Source organism: Sideroxydans sp. CL21 (assembly GCF_902459525.1).
GTDB lineage: Bacteria > Pseudomonadota > Gammaproteobacteria > Burkholderiales > Gallionellaceae > Sideroxyarcus.
This window is the reverse complement of the sequence record NZ_LR699166.1, coordinates 2429049-2444099: the sequence shown is the minus strand read 5'-3', so window position 1 is coordinate 2444099 and position 15051 is coordinate 2429049. Positions and strand designations below refer to the sequence as shown.

13 protein-coding genes are annotated in these 15051 nt (G+C 55.1%); 7 read left to right on the top strand and 6 right to left on the bottom strand.

Annotated elements, in window-relative coordinates; all coding sequences use genetic code 11:
• Positions 1 to 10 precede the first annotated feature (10 nt).
• Genes QOY30_RS11350 through QOY30_RS11330 form a run of 5 tightly spaced genes read left to right on the top strand, consistent with a single transcriptional unit; the run spans position 11 to position 7240 of the window.
• Positions 11 to 1795, top strand: coding sequence for a class I SAM-dependent DNA methyltransferase (locus tag QOY30_RS11350; protein WP_283744732.1), 1785 nt, complete (start codon positions 11 to 13; stop codon positions 1793 to 1795).
• Positions 1788 to 2834 (top strand): PDDEXK nuclease domain-containing protein, encoded by a 1047-nt coding sequence (locus tag QOY30_RS11345; protein WP_283744731.1) that lies wholly within the window; start codon positions 1788 to 1790, stop codon positions 2832 to 2834. Before QOY30_RS11350 ends, QOY30_RS11345 begins: the two co-directional genes overlap by 8 nt.
• On the top strand, positions 2834 to 4762 hold the full coding sequence (locus QOY30_RS11340) for a restriction endonuclease subunit S (RefSeq protein WP_283744730.1): 1929 nt from the start codon (positions 2834 to 2836) through the stop codon (positions 4760 to 4762). The genes QOY30_RS11345 and QOY30_RS11340 overlap by 1 nt, the downstream gene beginning before the upstream one ends.
• A gap of 1 nt (position 4763) precedes the next feature.
• Entirely contained in the window at positions 4764 to 6386 is a 1623-nt protein-coding gene (locus tag QOY30_RS11335) for an AAA family ATPase (protein WP_283744729.1), read from the top strand.
• Positions 6383 to 7240: an HNH endonuclease family protein gene (locus QOY30_RS11330; protein WP_283744728.1), complete on the top strand. Its 858-nt coding sequence runs from the start codon at positions 6383 to 6385 to the stop codon at positions 7238 to 7240. The genes QOY30_RS11335 and QOY30_RS11330 overlap by 4 nt, the downstream gene beginning before the upstream one ends.
• Before the next feature lie 173 nt (positions 7241 to 7413).
• Here the strand turns inward: QOY30_RS11330 and QOY30_RS11325 are convergent, their stop codons facing one another.
• The 6 genes from QOY30_RS11325 to QOY30_RS11300 form a co-directional block, all read right to left on the bottom strand.
• Positions 7414 to 8874, bottom strand: coding sequence for an efflux transporter outer membrane subunit (locus QOY30_RS11325; RefSeq protein ID WP_283744727.1), 1461 nt, complete (start codon positions 8872 to 8874; stop codon positions 7414 to 7416).
• The gene (locus QOY30_RS11320; protein WP_283744726.1) at positions 8871 to 9761 is read right to left on the bottom strand and encodes an efflux RND transporter periplasmic adaptor subunit; all 891 of its coding nucleotides are present in this window, start codon (positions 9759 to 9761) and stop codon (positions 8871 to 8873) included. Before QOY30_RS11320 ends, QOY30_RS11325 begins: the two co-directional genes overlap by 4 nt.
• An 8-nt stretch (positions 9762 to 9769) precedes the next feature.
• Complete coding sequence (locus QOY30_RS11315) at positions 9770 to 9976, bottom strand: DUF1656 domain-containing protein (RefSeq protein ID WP_283744725.1); 207 nt, start codon at positions 9974 to 9976, stop codon at positions 9770 to 9772.
• Entirely contained in the window at positions 9973 to 12000 is a 2028-nt protein-coding gene (locus QOY30_RS11310) for an FUSC family protein (RefSeq protein WP_283744724.1), read from the bottom strand. The genes QOY30_RS11315 and QOY30_RS11310 overlap by 4 nt, the downstream gene beginning before the upstream one ends.
• Positions 12001 to 12004: 4 nt before the next feature.
• Positions 12005 to 12475 carry a MarR family winged helix-turn-helix transcriptional regulator gene (locus QOY30_RS11305; RefSeq protein ID WP_283744723.1) on the bottom strand — a complete coding sequence of 157 codons (471 nt, stop codon included), beginning with the start codon at positions 12473 to 12475 and terminating at the stop codon, positions 12005 to 12007.
• A 241-nt stretch (positions 12476 to 12716) separates the two neighbouring features.
• Positions 12717 to 14105 carry an Hsp70 family protein gene (locus QOY30_RS11300; protein ID WP_283744722.1) on the bottom strand — a complete coding sequence of 463 codons (1389 nt, stop codon included), beginning with the start codon at positions 14103 to 14105 and terminating at the stop codon, positions 12717 to 12719.
• Positions 14106 to 14265: 160 nt separating this feature from the next.
• On the opposite strand from QOY30_RS11300, the gene QOY30_RS11295 reads away from it, so the two are divergent.
• Both QOY30_RS11295 and QOY30_RS11290 read left to right on the top strand, forming a co-directional pair.
• Entirely contained in the window at positions 14266 to 14496 is a 231-nt protein-coding gene (locus tag QOY30_RS11295; RefSeq protein ID WP_283744721.1) for a hypothetical protein, read from the top strand.
• A 104-nt stretch (positions 14497 to 14600) separates the two neighbouring features.
• Positions 14601 to 15029 (top strand): bacteriohemerythrin, encoded by a 429-nt coding sequence (locus tag QOY30_RS11290; RefSeq protein WP_283744720.1) that lies wholly within the window; start codon positions 14601 to 14603, stop codon positions 15027 to 15029.
• The last annotated feature ends 22 nt before the right edge of the window (positions 15030 to 15051 follow it).

Sequence of the window (15051 nt, the reverse complement as noted above, 5' to 3'; positions counted from 1 at the left end):
GCAAAACAATATGAACCTCAGCAGCACCATCAAATCCATTCAGGACATCATGCGCAAGGACGACGGCGTAGATGGCGATGCCCAACGACTCGGCCAGCTCACCTGGATGCTGTTCCTCAAAGTTTTCGACCAGCGCGAAAAAGAATGGGAAGACGACAACGCCGCCTATCAATCGCCCTTGCCCGAGCGCTTTCGCTGGCGCAACTGGGCCGCCTACGTGCCCGGCAAAGACGGAAAGAAAGCACCGCAGAAGACGCCGACTGAAATCATCGGTTTCGTCAATAACGAACTGTTCGCCGAGCTGAAAGAAAGAATAGATCCCAGCAAGAGCTCTGCGCACAAGGTCATCAAGCAGGTCTTTGAAGACTCCAACAACTACATGAAATCCGGTCCGCAGTTGCTGGCTGTGATCGAAAAGCTGGAAGACGCCATCCATTTCGACGACTTTAAGGAACGCGCCCAACTCGGAGATGTTTATGAGCAACTGCTCAACGACCTGCGCGGTGCTGGCAATGCAGGCGAGTTCTACACACCCCGCGCCATCACCGCTTTTATGGCTGATCGCGTCAATCCGCGTTTGGATAAACGCGAAACGGTGATGGACCCGGCCTGTGGCACCGGCGGCTTCCTGACCGCCGCCATCGACCATTTTCGCAACCAGTTGGACAATCACTCCTCAGCCGCCGATAAACGAGCCATAGAGGAACTGATCCACGGCATCGAAAAGAAACAACTGCCGCACCTGCTATGCACTACCAACATGCTGCTGCACGGCATCGACAACCCTTATCAGATTGAGCGCCGTAACACCTTGGGCATCCCCTGGAACGAATGGGGCGCCGATAAAGTCAATTGCATCATCACCAACCCGCCCTTCGGCGGCTTTGAAGACGATGGTGTCGGCAGCGACTATCCCGCCGACTTGCGCACCCGTGAAACTGCCGACATGTTCATGGCGCTCATCGTCAAAAAATTGCTGAAAGAAAACGGACGCGCCGCCGTGGTGCTGCCTGATGGTTTCCTGTTTGGCGACGGCATTAAAAACACGCTGAAAAAATTGCTGCTGCGCGACTGCAAACTGCACACCATCGTCCGACTGCCCAAGGGCGTATTCGCGCCTTACACCACCATCAAGACCAACCTGCTGTTCTTCACCAAGGGCGCAGTGGTGGACGACGGTACCGAACATTTCCACACCGACACCATCTGGTTCTACGAACATCCCTACCCGGCGGGCTACAAGAGCTATTCCAAAACCAAGCCGATCCGTTTCGAGGAATTCGCATCGATTCAAGCGTGGTGGGGCAATGAGGAAAACGGCTTTGCCGACCGCGAGGAAAACGAACGGGCCTGGAAATATGAATTCAAGATCGAGCGAGAAAAGGCCGAAGCCGCTGCTGCACCGCACTGGCAACGCGCCGAAGAACTGAACAACGCCGCCGCCAAGCTGGAAAGCGAAGCCTCGGACCTGCGCAAGAGTTTGGTGGGCACGCAGGATGTCATCTGCCGCGAAAAGACCGAAACCCAAATTGCCGACCTGCGCGCGCAGGTCGAACCGCTGCGCCTGCAAGCCCGCGACGCCAAGGCCGCAGGCGACCGACTCTACTGGCCCATCTTCAATCTGGACCAACCGAATCCGCGCGCGCCACAGGACGAAATCCACGACCCCGACTTGCTGCTGGAAAAATACAAAAAACTGCTGGGCGAAATCGAGGAAACCGAAAACCTGCTCAAGAGCGAACTGGCTGCGGCGCTGGCGCATCATTTCACCGGTGTGGAGGCGACGGATGCCTGATATTGCACCGCTGCCGCCGGACTATGTTGACTGGCTCGCCGAACTTAAAACCCGCATACACAACGCCCAGCAGCGAGCCGCACTGGCGGTTAACCGGGAACTGGTTCTGCTGTATTGGCAAATCGGGCGCGACATCCTGGCGCGCCAGGCCCGGCAAGGATGGGGTGCCAAAGTGATCGAGCGGTTGGCGCAAGACCTGCGCGCCGCCTTTCCCGACATGAAAGGCTTCTCCCGCGCCAACCTGATGTACATGCGCGCCTTCGCCGATGCCTGGCCGGACGGGGCAATTGTCCAACAGGCTGTTGGACAATTGCCCTGGGGCCACAACCTCGTCCTGCTGACCAAACTGAAAGAGCCGAAACGGCGGCTGGCCTACGCCGAACGCGCCGTTGCCCATGGCTGGTCGCGCACCCTGCTTGAAATACACATCGAAACCCGCCTGCTGGAGCGGGAAGGACAGGCCGTGACCAATTTTGCCGAGCGCTTGCCCGCCCCCGGAACCGATCTGGCGCGGCAATCGCTCAAAGACCCCTATCTGTTCGATTTTCTGTCCATCGGCAAGGAAGCGGGGGAACGGGAAATCGAGACCGCGCTGGTACAGCACATCACCCAGTTCTTGCTGGAGCTGGGCGCCGGCTTCGCCTTCGTCGGGCGTCAGGTACAACTGGAGGTTGGCGGCGACGATTTTTTTATTGACCTGCTGTTCTATCACCTCAAGCTGCGCTGCTACGTGGTCATCGAACTCAAGGCCGACAAATTCAAGCCCGAGCACCTCGGGCAACTGAGCTTCTACCTCAGTGCCGTGGACAGGCAGGTCAAGGCCGAGCAGGACAACCCCACCATCGGCCTGCTGCTGTGCAAGAGCAAGAACAAGGTCGTGGCCGAATATGCCTTGGGCGACAAGATGCAACCCATGGGCATCGCCGAATACAAACTGCTCGAATCCCTCCCGGAAGAACTGCAAACCAGCCTGCCCAGCATCGAGCAAATCGAGCAAGCCCTGGCTGACGATGGGCATGCCGATGAGGAGCCTGCCTGATGGACGCACAGCAATTTTTGGCGGAGTTTGGGCATATTGCCAATGCGCCGGGGGGCGTGGCGAAGTTGCGGGAGCTTGTACTGCACTTTGCCGTTTCTGGTCGACTAACAAATCAGCTTGTGGGTGAAGATGCCTCGCTATTCTTGGCCGAAATCGCATTACACCGAGAAAAGTTGGGTAACGATGGCGAAATTCGAATCAATCGAAAAATTCGGAATGAAAACTTCCTTGGGTCTTGGCAAATTCCAAATAACTGGCAGTGGTGCAGATTTGGCGAGTTGTGTAATTTTTCAGCCGGGCGGACACCGCCACGAAAAGAAAATAAGTACTGGAATACGGGCGAATACCCTTGGTTTTCAATCGCCGATCTTCAACATGGGCAGGTAATGAGCGTCTCCAGTGAGACCGTGTCTGAAGCAGCGAGAAACGAGATTTTCAAGAGTTCACCCGTTCCTGCCGGTTCTTTGCTAATGAGCTTCAAGCTGACCATTGGAAAGCTTTGTTTGCTCGGCGTAGATGCTTATCACAACGAAGCCATCATTAGAATTGAGCCATTTTCGGATGCCTTGAAGGATTATTTTTTCAAATGTTTAAACGGCTTTGATCTCTCTGCTGGAAACAAGGCTGCAATCAAAGGCAATACCCTCAATCAGGATTCGATTTCGAATATTTTAATTGCATTGCCGCCGAAGAACGAAATACCCCGCATCGTCGCCAAAGTTGATGAGCTGATGGCCTTGTGCGACAAGCTGGAAGCGCAGCAGCAAGCGCGAAGCAAGCTGCAAGACAATCTACGACTCTCCACCCTGCAAGCCGTCGCCGTTGCCAACAGCCCGCACGAACTGCAAGCCGCATGGTCGCGTCTGGCAGACAACTTCGGGCGGCTGTTTCATGCGCCGGAGGATGTCATGGTTCTTCGCGATGCTATTTTTGATTTGGCGATGAGAGGCATACTTCTGCCGGGTGCAAAGATAAACACCGCTTCGGCAGACGAGGACTTGCCCAGTCTGCCCATTGGCTGGGATTGGAAGACGCTCAGCGAGCTGTCTGAGTACATTACGAGCGGCTCCCGTGGATGGAAAAGCTACATATCCTCATCGGGTGACTCATTCATTCGATCTCAAGATATTCGGCATGATGCATTGGTGTTCGAGAATCCTGCGTTTGTCTCTCTACCCGAGAAAGCGGAAGGCAAACGGACATTGGTACGAGAAGGCGACTTGCTTCTGACTATTACAGGTGGGAATGTTGGCAAGTGTGCTACGGTGCCTAACCTGAATCGCAAAGCATACGTGAGTCAGCACGTTGCGCTTATTCGTTTGCATGACAGCAGCATGGCAGAATTCATTCACTTCTGGATGATTAATGCCAATGGCGGCAGAAACTTGTTATCGCGCTACATCTATGGAGACAAGCCTGGGTTAAACCTTACTCAGGTGGCCAGCGTTTCGGTTCCCATTCCTCCGCTAGCCGAGAGAACTCAAATACTTGAAAGCTTGCGGCAATACCAAGTGATCTGTGATCGCTTGGTTCAGCAACTTGCTAGCGGATGCAGGCTGGCAGAATTATTGGCAAGAGCGACTATGGCCAGCATCACTGGCATTACCCCCGACCAACAAGAGGAACCCATGAAAGCCCCGCAAACCGAATTGATTGCTCTCGTGCGCCTGGGGCAAGCCCCCGACATCAAAGCCCAAGCGCCACTGGCCACTCTCCTCGCCCGACACAACGGCGAGATGCCCGCCAAGGATTTGTGGCAACGCTTCGGCGGCGAGATTGATGCGTTTTACGCACAACTTAAAACCGAGGTGGCGCACGGCTGGGTTGAAGACCCCAGCTACGATTTGGCTAAAGATGCACCTCCAGGCCCCAAGCGGTATCCAGATGGGGAACTGGTAGCAAAAGTCATCGTGAAAGAGGAAGCCTGAGATGCAACTGCTTCATTTGGAAATTCCCCATTTTCGCAACCTGCGCGATGTGGTGATGGATTTTGCGGCGCAACTGGAACCCATGCCGGGGCAAGCCGATGAGGCTGCCAAGCCTATCCGCAGCCATGCGTTGATCGGCCAGAATGGCACGGGTAAGTCCAACTTGATCGAGGCGCTGATTACAATTTTCCGCAATGTCGATTTGAACCAGCCCGCAGCTTTTGATTACACGCTGAAATACCGCCTGCGCGGCCATGAAGTGAAGCTGGAGGCGCGCACGGCGGAACAAGGCTTGCCGTTTGTGTGGATTGACCGCGAGCAGCGCACGCAAGGTTTTCTGGTTGAGCATGCGCGGGAATATTTGCCTTCGCATGTGTTCGCCTATTACTCGGGACGCAACGAGCGTATCGAGGGTTTGTTTCGCACGCATCAGGAGCGTTACAAGCAGTTGTTGCGCTCCGACGATGACGATCTGGTGCGGCGCTTGTTCTACTGCCGGGGTGGGCACAGCCAGTTGGTGTTGCTGGCTTGCCTGCTGTCGGATGACAAGGTGTTCCAGGACTTGCTGAAGATGCTGCACATCGAGTCCATTGAGTCGGCGCTGTTTGTATTGAAAAAACCTTATGCAGCGCGGGCACTGGAAGAGCGCGATTACATCGAGGGCGATGCGCGTTTCTGGTGGGCGCGCGGCACAGTAGTCAGCGGCTTCCTGAACAAGCTCTGGCAGGTGGCTTGGGCGCCAATGCAGGAGACCCGGCAGGTGGCGATTGATTTCCGCCGCCGTCCCGAAAAGCAGGAGTTGTTGTACCTCTTCGTACCCAGTAACGAGAAGCTGAAGGAGCTGGGGCGCGAGGTGGGTACGCCCGAACGTTTCTTCCGCTACGCAGAAGCGGCTTACATCGGCGACTTGCTGGAAGAAGTGCGCATCAATGTGCGCAAGCGCAACGCGGAAGGCGATGCCATCGAGTTCAAGCAGCTTTCCGAGGGCGAGTTGCAGATGCTCACCGTGCTGGGGCTGATGCGCATCACACGCGAAGACCATTGCCTGTTCCTGCTCGACGAGCCGGATACGCACCTGAATCCGATCTGGAAATTGCGTTACTTCGACGACATCGAAAAGGTGCTGGAGCCGGAAAAGGGATCGTTAGTGCAAGGTGAGTCGCAAATCCTGATTACCACGCACGACCCGCTGATGGTCGGCAGCCTCAAGCGCGAGCAGGTGCACATCCTGCGCCGCGATGGTGAGCGCACCGTGGTGCATGTGCCGGATGAGAATCCGCAGGGGATGGGGGTGACAGGGCTGCTCAAGAGCGATCTGTTCGGGCTATCTTCCACACTGGACATTGAAACCGAACGCCGCCTGTTCCGTCGCAATGAGTTGTTTGTAAAACAACCGCGCACTGCCGAAGAAAATGCCGAACTGAGCCGTTTGAGCGCCGAGTTGGCGGATTTGGGATTTTCCACCGCCGATTTTCGCGATCCGGACTATGCGCTATTTGTGAGCAAGATGGCGCAGCACCGCAAGTTTAGAAAGCCAGTACTGACCGCAGAGGAGAAGATCGAGCAAGACGCCATTGCGGCGCAAATCATTGATGAGATATTGCGCGAGGAGGATGAGCTGTGATCTGGATCGATCTGGAAAACAAGCTGCCAACCGACACCAATATTCCCGGTTGGACCCCGTGGACACAGGCGCAGTGGGATGCATGGTTTGCCAAATCCCAGCAATTGAAGATCGACTTGGCCGCATTGGATGCGGCAGGGAAGAGCAAGGAGCGCAACGCACTTATTGATGCAAACAGTACCCACTGGGGCGCGTTGAAAGAGTGGCTACAGGCATTATCCGCCGGGAAGTGCTGGTTTTCCGAAGTGCGAGAACTGTACTCTCACTATGACGTGGAGCACTTTCGTCCAAAGAAAGAAGCCAAGTCCCTTGGCGACGCAGAGCGAGATGGCTACTGGTGGCTGGCTTTCGATTACATGAACTTCCGTTTGTGCGGCAATGTCGGTAATCGAAAGAAAGGCGGCTGGTTTCCCCTGAAGGATGGATCATTGCGCTCGACTTACGCTCATCCCTGCGAGGAGTCTGAAGTGCATTACCTGCTTGACCCAATTGACGACGACGATGTGGCACTGCTTGCCTTCGATGAAGAGGGGAAGGTCATTCCGATGCCGGGTATTTCTGCGTGGGACCAAGAGCGTGTCCATGAGACGGTCAAGCGGCTTAAGCTCAATGAGCATGTGCCGCTAGCCGAGGCACGCCGCAAGATCTGGCAGCAGGTGGATACATTGATTGCGGACTTCACCACTGCCAAGGCGCGATGCGGTACGGGCAATAATCCAGCAGCCAAGGAAAAACTTCGCCAAGTGCGGGCACGTGTGCGCGAGATGACTCATCCGGCTGCGGAATTGTCGGCTGTTGCCAAATGGTGTGTGCTTTTCCGAAACGATCCCGGTCTTTCAAGATTGGTCGTTTAGACAATTGGTAACTGTGCTTTTCGTGAGCCAACAGAGCCAACTGACAGCTTCGGTTGTAAAGGCGGAGTTTGCTATTCGATAGAAGACATCAAACCCAGCTGCTCAACCGTTTTTTTCAGAAAATTGCCATCGTCTCTTTTGCCGAGAAACAGACGGTTGAGACCATCATTCATTTATCGATCATTGTCAGTTAGTTTCGGCTGACTCCCTGAAGAAACCTCTTTTTCCCATCCCCCTCCAAGTGCCAGAAATAATTTGACCTGATCTATTGCCACTTGCACATCGGAGGTTGCGAGGTCGGCTTCGGCAGTTGAAAGATTACGCTGGGCGTCGAGATCGTCAAGGTAGGTCAGGCGACCAGCCCGGTAGAGCGTTTGTATTTCGCGGCTGGCTTCGTCGGTTTCATTTCGTGCCTGGCGCAGTGCGGTGTTGCGATCGAGGTCGCGGGCCAGAACGGTAAGCGTATTTTCGACTTCCTGCAGTGCTTTGAGGACGACGGCATCGAAGTGGGCCAGAGCAGCATCGGTACTGGCGTCAGCCTGGCGCAGACGGGCTTTTTCCAGATTGCCCGGCATGCTCCAGGAGATCAGCGGGCCTATGCTCCAACGTTGTGTCTGTTTCTGTCCCATATGCTCAAGAATACCTGTGGCACCGTCCGAGAGTCCGAGCGTAATGTTGGGATAGAGCGCCGCAGTGGCTATGCCGATACGGGCGGTGGCTCCGGCAAGGGCGCGTTCAGCCTGGCGAACATCGGGACGTCGGCGCAGTAGCGCTGCACCATCGCCCACAGGAATAGCGCTGGATAATTTCGGCAACTGTTTGCAACTGGCGATCTCGCGTGGATATTCGCCCGGTGTGTGGCCGGTAAGCACGGCAAGCTGGTAAAGGGCGATGCGTTGGCGCGCGGTGTAGATGGGGATGCTGGATCGGGTTTGATCGACCAGTTTGTTGGCGCGTGGCAGATCAACTACTGTCCTGCGGCCTCCGGCAACCAGACGGGCGACTGCATCCTGATTTTGTTGCTGAAGATCGAGGCTGTGCCGGGCAATCTCCAGTTCCTGTCCGGCAGCGCATGTTTCTGTGTAGGCGAGGGCGACATCGGCGACGATACTGATGCGCGCCAGATCGAGTGCCGCCCGGCTTGCTTCAGCATCAGCTGTGGCTGCTTCGGCTGCGCGTTTCAACCCGCCCACGAGGTCAACCTGGTAGGAAACATTGACACCGGCGTCGCCCAGATTCTCTACGGGTATGGGGGTTGGCAAGAGAAACGCCTCGCCGGATTGGCGGGCGCGAACAGCGGAAGCTGAAGCACTCGCTTTAACGTCTGCAGCACCTTTGACCTCCATTACCACTGCTTCGCTGCGGGCGAGATTGGCAGCCGCAATGCGCAGGTCGGTATTCGCGGCCAGGGCTTCTTCGACAAGATGGTTCAATTGCTCATCGTTATACTGTTTCCACCAGTCGTTGGGTGCATTACCCCGAACGGGATCGCTCTGGGTTGCCCCCATAAATGGCTTCTGGGCACTCGCCGCGTTGATTTTCGCCTGCGCTGGTACGGCGTAATCCGGCCCTACGTTGGTGCAGGCGGCGAGCATGAGGATCAGAGTGCCCCCCAACGGAATCCTTGCGTTCATGGTTGCTTGCCTTCGCCGGAGCTGGACTGAAGAATTGTTACTGTTGCTGTGAGTCCGGCAATCAGCGCAGCCTCGTGCGGGTTGTCGAGGGCGATGCGCACCGGCACCCTCTGTGCCAAGCGAACCCAGCTGAAGGTCGGGTTGACGTTGGGCAACAGGTTGCTCCCGGACGCACGGTCGCGGTCTTCGATACCGGCGGCGATGCTCTGCACATGCCCTTGCAGAAGCTTTGGGTTACCCATCAGCTTCACTCGTGCAGCCTGACCGACAGCGATATGCTGGAGCTTGGTTTCCTCGAAGTAGCCTTCTACGCGGAACGAGTTTGCATCGATCAATGCCATCACGGGTTTTCCAACGCTGACGTAGTTGCCCACCCGCAGACTGAGATCGGAAAGCGTACCATCGGTAGGTGCGACAACGCGGGTGCGTTGCAAGTTGAGTGCAGCCAGGTCGCGGTTGATGACGGCCTGGGACAGGGCGGCTTCGGCTTCTTCAACTCTGGATATGCCCTGTTCCTGATTTTCTTTTGCCACCAGATCACCGAGAGTCTGGTCGCGCCTTGCTTCGCGCTTTGCCTGGTTGAACTTGGAGCGTTGAGCGACAAGGGCTGCTTCAGCTTCGCGTAGCGCCAATGTATAGCGTTCTTGATCAATCTGGAATAACACTTGGCCGCGCTTAACCTGCTGGTCGTTGGTCACGGACAGGTTGGTGACAATGCCCGAAACATCTGGCGCGATTTGGACGATGTCCGCCCGTACCCGACCATCCGGTGTCCAAGGGTCCACTTGATAGTAGATCCATATCTTTCGCAGGGTAAACAAAGCAATGGCAACGAGGATCAGCGTGACCGCAACCCGGCCGAATTTGTCTAAATTTGGTTTGAACATATGCAGATTCATGAAATGGAAGAAGTGGAAAAGTTCAGCACTACGCCCCAGATGATGACGAACAAGGCAGTTTCGAACAGTGCCTGATGCCATACGCGTCGATTCAATCCGAATAAAACCACGATGCGATGCAATGCAAAGGTCAGAATCAGCGCGATTACGCTGGTGACGAATTCGGAGTTCAGATAAATCCCGAAGATTTCGGCATCGCTCATCTTGCAATACCCCCGGCAAGGCGTGAGACGAACCTGGCTTGAGGAAAGAGATTGCGGCGCAAGCCGACAAGGGCGGTCAGTGCCCTTACGCCGCTGGCTGGGAGACTGGATGACAAGGTGTGCAAAGCGCGGTCCAGAGTTGGCAAAAGTTGCCCGTCATCGGCAGCAGCGCCGGCAGTGCGGGCTGCATAGTGTTTGCCTATGGCTTGCAGGAGTTGATCAACAAGGGCTTTTTCAGGTGTTGGTAGCTGGCCCCGGATGTTTTGCAGCGCAACCAGGTCCATTCCGACCCGTAATTCATTGAGTGCATCGATGCCACTTAGCGCTTCGTCCTTGCTTGCTGAAAGACGCGGGACTAGCAGACCCAGGCGATCAACCATGTGTGAAGCAAATGCCGCAGGTTCTTCTTCGCTATTGCCATGGGCTAATTGCGCCAGGCTTTTCCAGGTATGGTGAAGAAGACGTCTGGCACTGGCATCTGTGCTCATCGATCGTAACGTTCGGGTGATAAAGATGGCAGTGAATACGCCGAAGAACATGGATAAATTGAGGTTGAGGAATCTGGCGAAGTCGGTACTCATACGCTCCTGAATGGCCATGGCGTTGCAAAAGTTGAGCAGTGTTACTAATGACAGTAGTGCCCTGTGAGGGTTAAGCATGACCACACCTACAGTCAGCATGGTTGGAGCCAAGGCTATTACCAACATCGGAAAGCTGTCGATGGCTGGAAGAATAATGAACAGATAGATGGCGGCAAGCGGAACTGCGATGAGCAGTGAAATACCGAATGTTTTCATGGCCGGTGTCGGGTCATCCATGGCTGCAAACAGGCAGCTGAGTATGGCTGCGAGCATGGCGCTTGCGCCTCCTTCGGTCCAGCCAAAATCGATCCAGACCGCACAGGTAATCAGGATGGATATTGTGGCGGCTGCACCCGAGAGCAGGGCGAGACCCGGGTCGCTATGCATTGGGCGTTCGTCGGCCTTGACGACGATTTCGCTGAGAGCAGGTGGCAGTGATGATTGTGCATCATTTAAATGGACCAGAAGTGCATGTCCTTCATCCAGCGCCTTGACAAGATCCTGCAGTCGCGCGAACAGGCCGAGCTGGTTGAGCGAATACCAGTCGCTTCGGCTGGTCGCTGCGCTCATCGAATCCAGTTTTTCAATGAGAAGACTTGAAGTGCCAGTCGAATTCTTCGCATTTATCCACTCTGAAACCATCGTGATGGCGTCGAGGCTCTGGGCGTCCAGGCTGGATCGTTCGCTGCGCATTGCCGCCAGTCTGTCTGACATGCTGGAAAGGATGGGGATCAACATCAGTATCCGGTCATGGAGGGCATGCACGACAGCTGTCGTTTCGCGCAAGTGCGAAGTGTCGAACGGCAGGTGCGTGGCCATGATGTGGATTTCGCTGGCTGCTGCGGCCAGACGTGCCCGATCTTTTACCAACGCAGCAGGATTGTCGCTATGAAGTATGTCCAGAGCCCAGCGATCCGCTTCGCCCAGCCAGTTCCGGATGCGGGTGCGCAAAGCTTCACTAACCGGGCGGGGAAACCACAAGCTGTGAACGACTGTGGCGCAGATGATGCCGAGTACGATTTCTTCTGACCTGGCGACTGCCAGGGTGAATATTTCGCCTGGTTGGTTGACGCTGGAGAATCCGATAATGGCTGCCGTATATCCCGCCAGCATCATGATGTAGCTGCGCGGAGAACGATCCAGCAACGAAATTGCGAGACAGCCGCCTACCCAAAATGCCATCGCCAGGCTAAGTAAAACAGGTGTATTGACCAAATTCTGCACCATGACCACCGCCGCGCATGCGCCGAGCAGCGTACCGAGCAGCCGCTGCAGGGCTTTTGAGCGCACAGCGGCAGCGAGCGGCTGGCTGACGATGTACACCGTCATCATTGCCCAATAGGGCTGCTGCAGATCGATGCACATGCTCAAGTAGAGCGCGAGCATGGCAGCGCCAAAAGTGGCGGCCGAAAAATTCAGGTTTTTCCAATTAATCTGAAACACGGACTTATTTCTTATCCTCAATTACCAGGATATTTTCCTTTTCCAGTTCAGCGTGCAATGTCGCAAGAACGCGCAGGGTGGCTTTCAAGTCGGCATCGCTGATCGATGTCAGCAGGCGTTTTCGAATTTTCCCCAGGGCATCCTCAACCAATACAGCCAGTTCCTCGCCTGCTGTGGTCAGGTGCAGTGTTTTGGCACGCCGGTCACCGCTGTCGTCGCGTCGCTCCACCAAGCCATTTGCGCATAATTGATCGAGTAGCCGCACCAAGGACGGGCCTTCCATGCCGATTTCTTCGGCAAGGATGTTTTGGCGCATGCCACCACCAAATCGGGCGATATGCAGGACAGGAAATGCCTGAGCATCTGATATGCCGTAGGCAGTGAGGGCGCGACTGACTTTTTTGCGATAAATACGAGCTACTCGGATGATGTCGCTGGTCAGTTGGAGTTCGTTTTTCCTTCGATTTGTTGTCATTGGACGCGGCCACAGATGAATGAGTTAATTCAATAATAGGTAGCTAACTATCTATTGTCAAGCCAGTTGTTTGCAGGGTTATTCAAAATAGGGGCACAAAACTGACGATCGCCAGGGAGCTAAACGGTTTGCAATTGTGAGTTCAAATATTGAAGCAGACCTTCTGGCAGGCGCAGCCGAGGAGCATTTCAGAAAACCACCAGGGTCACTTCGGCCGAGAGGCAGTCGCCGGTTGGTGTCGTCAGCCGAAGCGGCGTTGCGCCTCTACCGCGAGGCCTGTGCCGATACTGCCGAACAAGTCTCCTTCTATGCGACGTGCTTGGGGCAGCAGGGAGGCGATATGTTCGCGCAGCAATGGCACTCCGCTGGCGCCGCCCGTGAAAAACACCGTATCTACTCTCTCGCAATGCACATCGGCCTTTGCCAGCAAAGCGCTCAGGGTGCTCCCGATCCGCTCCACCAAGTGCGTCGAAGCCTGTTCGAACTCGATACGGGTTAGCGTGTGGCGCAGATCCGGTGCCAGCCGATCCAGATGCAGGATGGCGCTATCGCCAGCGGACAAGGCGATCTTGGCTTCCTCCACTTGCATTGCCAGCCAATGGCCGGCGCGTTCGCGGATCAGCTTGAACAGCCGGTCCAGGGCTTCAGGTGCCTGGGTGTCCAGATATAGTTCCTGCAGGTCGGCCCACGTCCGGCGTGTATAGGTTTGATTGATGGTGTGCCAGGTGGCCAGGTTCATGTAGTAGCTGGAGGGCATTTCCAGGCCCCGCTTGAGCTTGCTGCGATAGCCAAGCAGGGGCATCACCCCGGCCAGACTCAGTTGCTGGTCGAAGTTGGTGCCGCCTATGTGCACGCCTCCGTTGGCCAGCAGATCGTCGCGCCGATCCGCGACGCGAGCCCGTTGCGGCGAGAGCCGGATCAGTGAAAAGTCCGAGGTTCCGCCGCCGATGTCGGCGATCAGCACCAGTTCCTCGCGGTCGATCTGGCGTTCGTAGTGATAGGCCGCGGCAATGGGTTCATACTGAAAACTCACCTCGCGGAAGCCGGTGGCGCGGGCGATGGCTTCAAGGGTCGCCTCGGCTTTGCGGTCGGCTTCCGTATCATCATCCACGAAAAACACAGGGCGGCCGAACACGGTCTGGTCGAAAGATCTATCCGCTGCCGCTTCGGCTCGCTGCTTGAGTTCGGCGATGAACTGGGTTAGCAATTCGACGTACGTCCGCGAGCGCCCTTGAACTTCGGTTCTGCCTTCCATCTGGCTGCTGCCCAAGAGGCTCTTCAAGGCGCGCATCAGACGGCCTTCGTAGCCTTCCAGATATTCGTTGAGGCCGGCCCGACCGACGCTGACGGTGTTTTCGTCGGCATTGAAAAATATCACGGAGGGCAAGGTGAACTTGCCGTCTTCCAGTGCCAGCAAGGGCGGCTGACCAGGGCGCAGCCAGCCAGCCGTCGAGTTGGATGTACCGAAATCGATGCCGCAGGCGCGGGCGGGAGTTTCAACAGGCATGGGCGGGAGATGGCCTAAAACCGGGCCGATAAAAATGGGCGGCGATGCTACCGCCATCGCGGGCAAAAGTCGAATGGATGCGCTTGCCGTGGCCGCTTGGCCGACCGTTGACTCACGCTGCATTATTTGCACTTGGTTTTTGAGCGCGCCCCTATTAAAGAAAGCAGACAATTAACCATTCCTATGATATGGTTATAAGGTAGCTGGTTGCATAGAGTGCAAAACGACTAAAGGCAACATAAAAAATTGCCGTTTTAATGAAGAACCCTTTGGAGGGGAGTTCATGCAAAAATTCAAATTTTCCATAAGGACGCGTGATGGCCTACCAATCGAGCGCCTTATGATCTCAGCCAGGGATCAAGAGGAAGCTGAGCGCAAACTAAAGCAGATGTACCGCCACTGCGAAATAGTCAACTGTGCTGCGCATCATGAAGTAATAATGAAGAAGGGGCAGAATACCTTCATCAAGGACATTGCCTCTTTGCTCGCCACACAAGAAAGTATTTCCGGGTAGTCACAAATACCTCGACTCGATCAGCGCATACGGCAAAACGCTTTATGCAGTGCATTGTAGTTTTTGAGTCGGCAGGCTTGATAGATAGTCATTAGACATTTTCGATGAAAAAACCGCAGTGGAAGATTGAATGGAATGATGGAATGAGTGTGGGCATTCCCGAAATCGATGAGGATCACAAACGCTTCATTTTGCTGATCAACGAGCTTAATCTTTCCATCACAGAAAGAATGAAGGCAACAGAGATCAAGAAGCGATTGCAGGATGTCATTGAGGATGCAAATCAACATTTTGAGCAAGAAGAAAAACTCTTTCGAGAGCGGCAATATCCTAATGCTGAAGGGCATGCAATTTCACACAATATTGTGAAGAATACACTTAAAAGAATTCAGGACTCGTTTGTGCCCTATGGATTAGACGCGGAATGGGTGGACGCTGCGCTGGTCATTAAACAAATTCTGATCAATCATATTCTGACTGAAGATATGCAATACGCTGACTTTTTCGCAACAATCAAAGCGAAGCGTCAATGAAGGCTACCGGTCCAAATATTCT

Coding starts and splice junctions, on each gene's coding strand:
- QOY30_RS11320 (WP_283744726.1), bottom strand. CDS start 9,761: ATGTTCAAACCAAATTTAGACAAATTCGGCCGGGTTGCGGTCACGCTG.
- QOY30_RS11325 (WP_283744727.1), bottom strand. CDS start 8,874: ATGAACGCAAGGATTCCGTTGGGGGGCACTCTGATCCTCATGCTCGCC.
- QOY30_RS11350 (WP_283744732.1), top strand. CDS start 11: ATGAACCTCAGCAGCACCATCAAATCCATTCAGGACATCATGCGCAAG.
- QOY30_RS11305 (WP_283744723.1), bottom strand. CDS start 12,475: ATGACAACAAATCGAAGGAAAAACGAACTCCAACTGACCAGCGACATC.
- QOY30_RS11300 (WP_283744722.1), bottom strand. CDS start 14,105: ATGCAGCGTGAGTCAACGGTCGGCCAAGCGGCCACGGCAAGCGCATCC.
- QOY30_RS11290 (WP_283744720.1), top strand. CDS start 14,601: ATGAAAAAACCGCAGTGGAAGATTGAATGGAATGATGGAATGAGTGTG.
- QOY30_RS11315 (WP_283744725.1), bottom strand. CDS start 9,976: ATGAGCGATGCCGAAATCTTCGGGATTTATCTGAACTCCGAATTCGTC.
- QOY30_RS11295 (WP_283744721.1), top strand. CDS start 14,266: ATGCAAAAATTCAAATTTTCCATAAGGACGCGTGATGGCCTACCAATC.
- QOY30_RS11340 (WP_283744730.1), top strand. CDS start 2,834: ATGGACGCACAGCAATTTTTGGCGGAGTTTGGGCATATTGCCAATGCG.
- QOY30_RS11335 (WP_283744729.1), top strand. CDS start 4,764: ATGCAACTGCTTCATTTGGAAATTCCCCATTTTCGCAACCTGCGCGAT.
- QOY30_RS11345 (WP_283744731.1), top strand. CDS start 1,788: ATGCCTGATATTGCACCGCTGCCGCCGGACTATGTTGACTGGCTCGCC.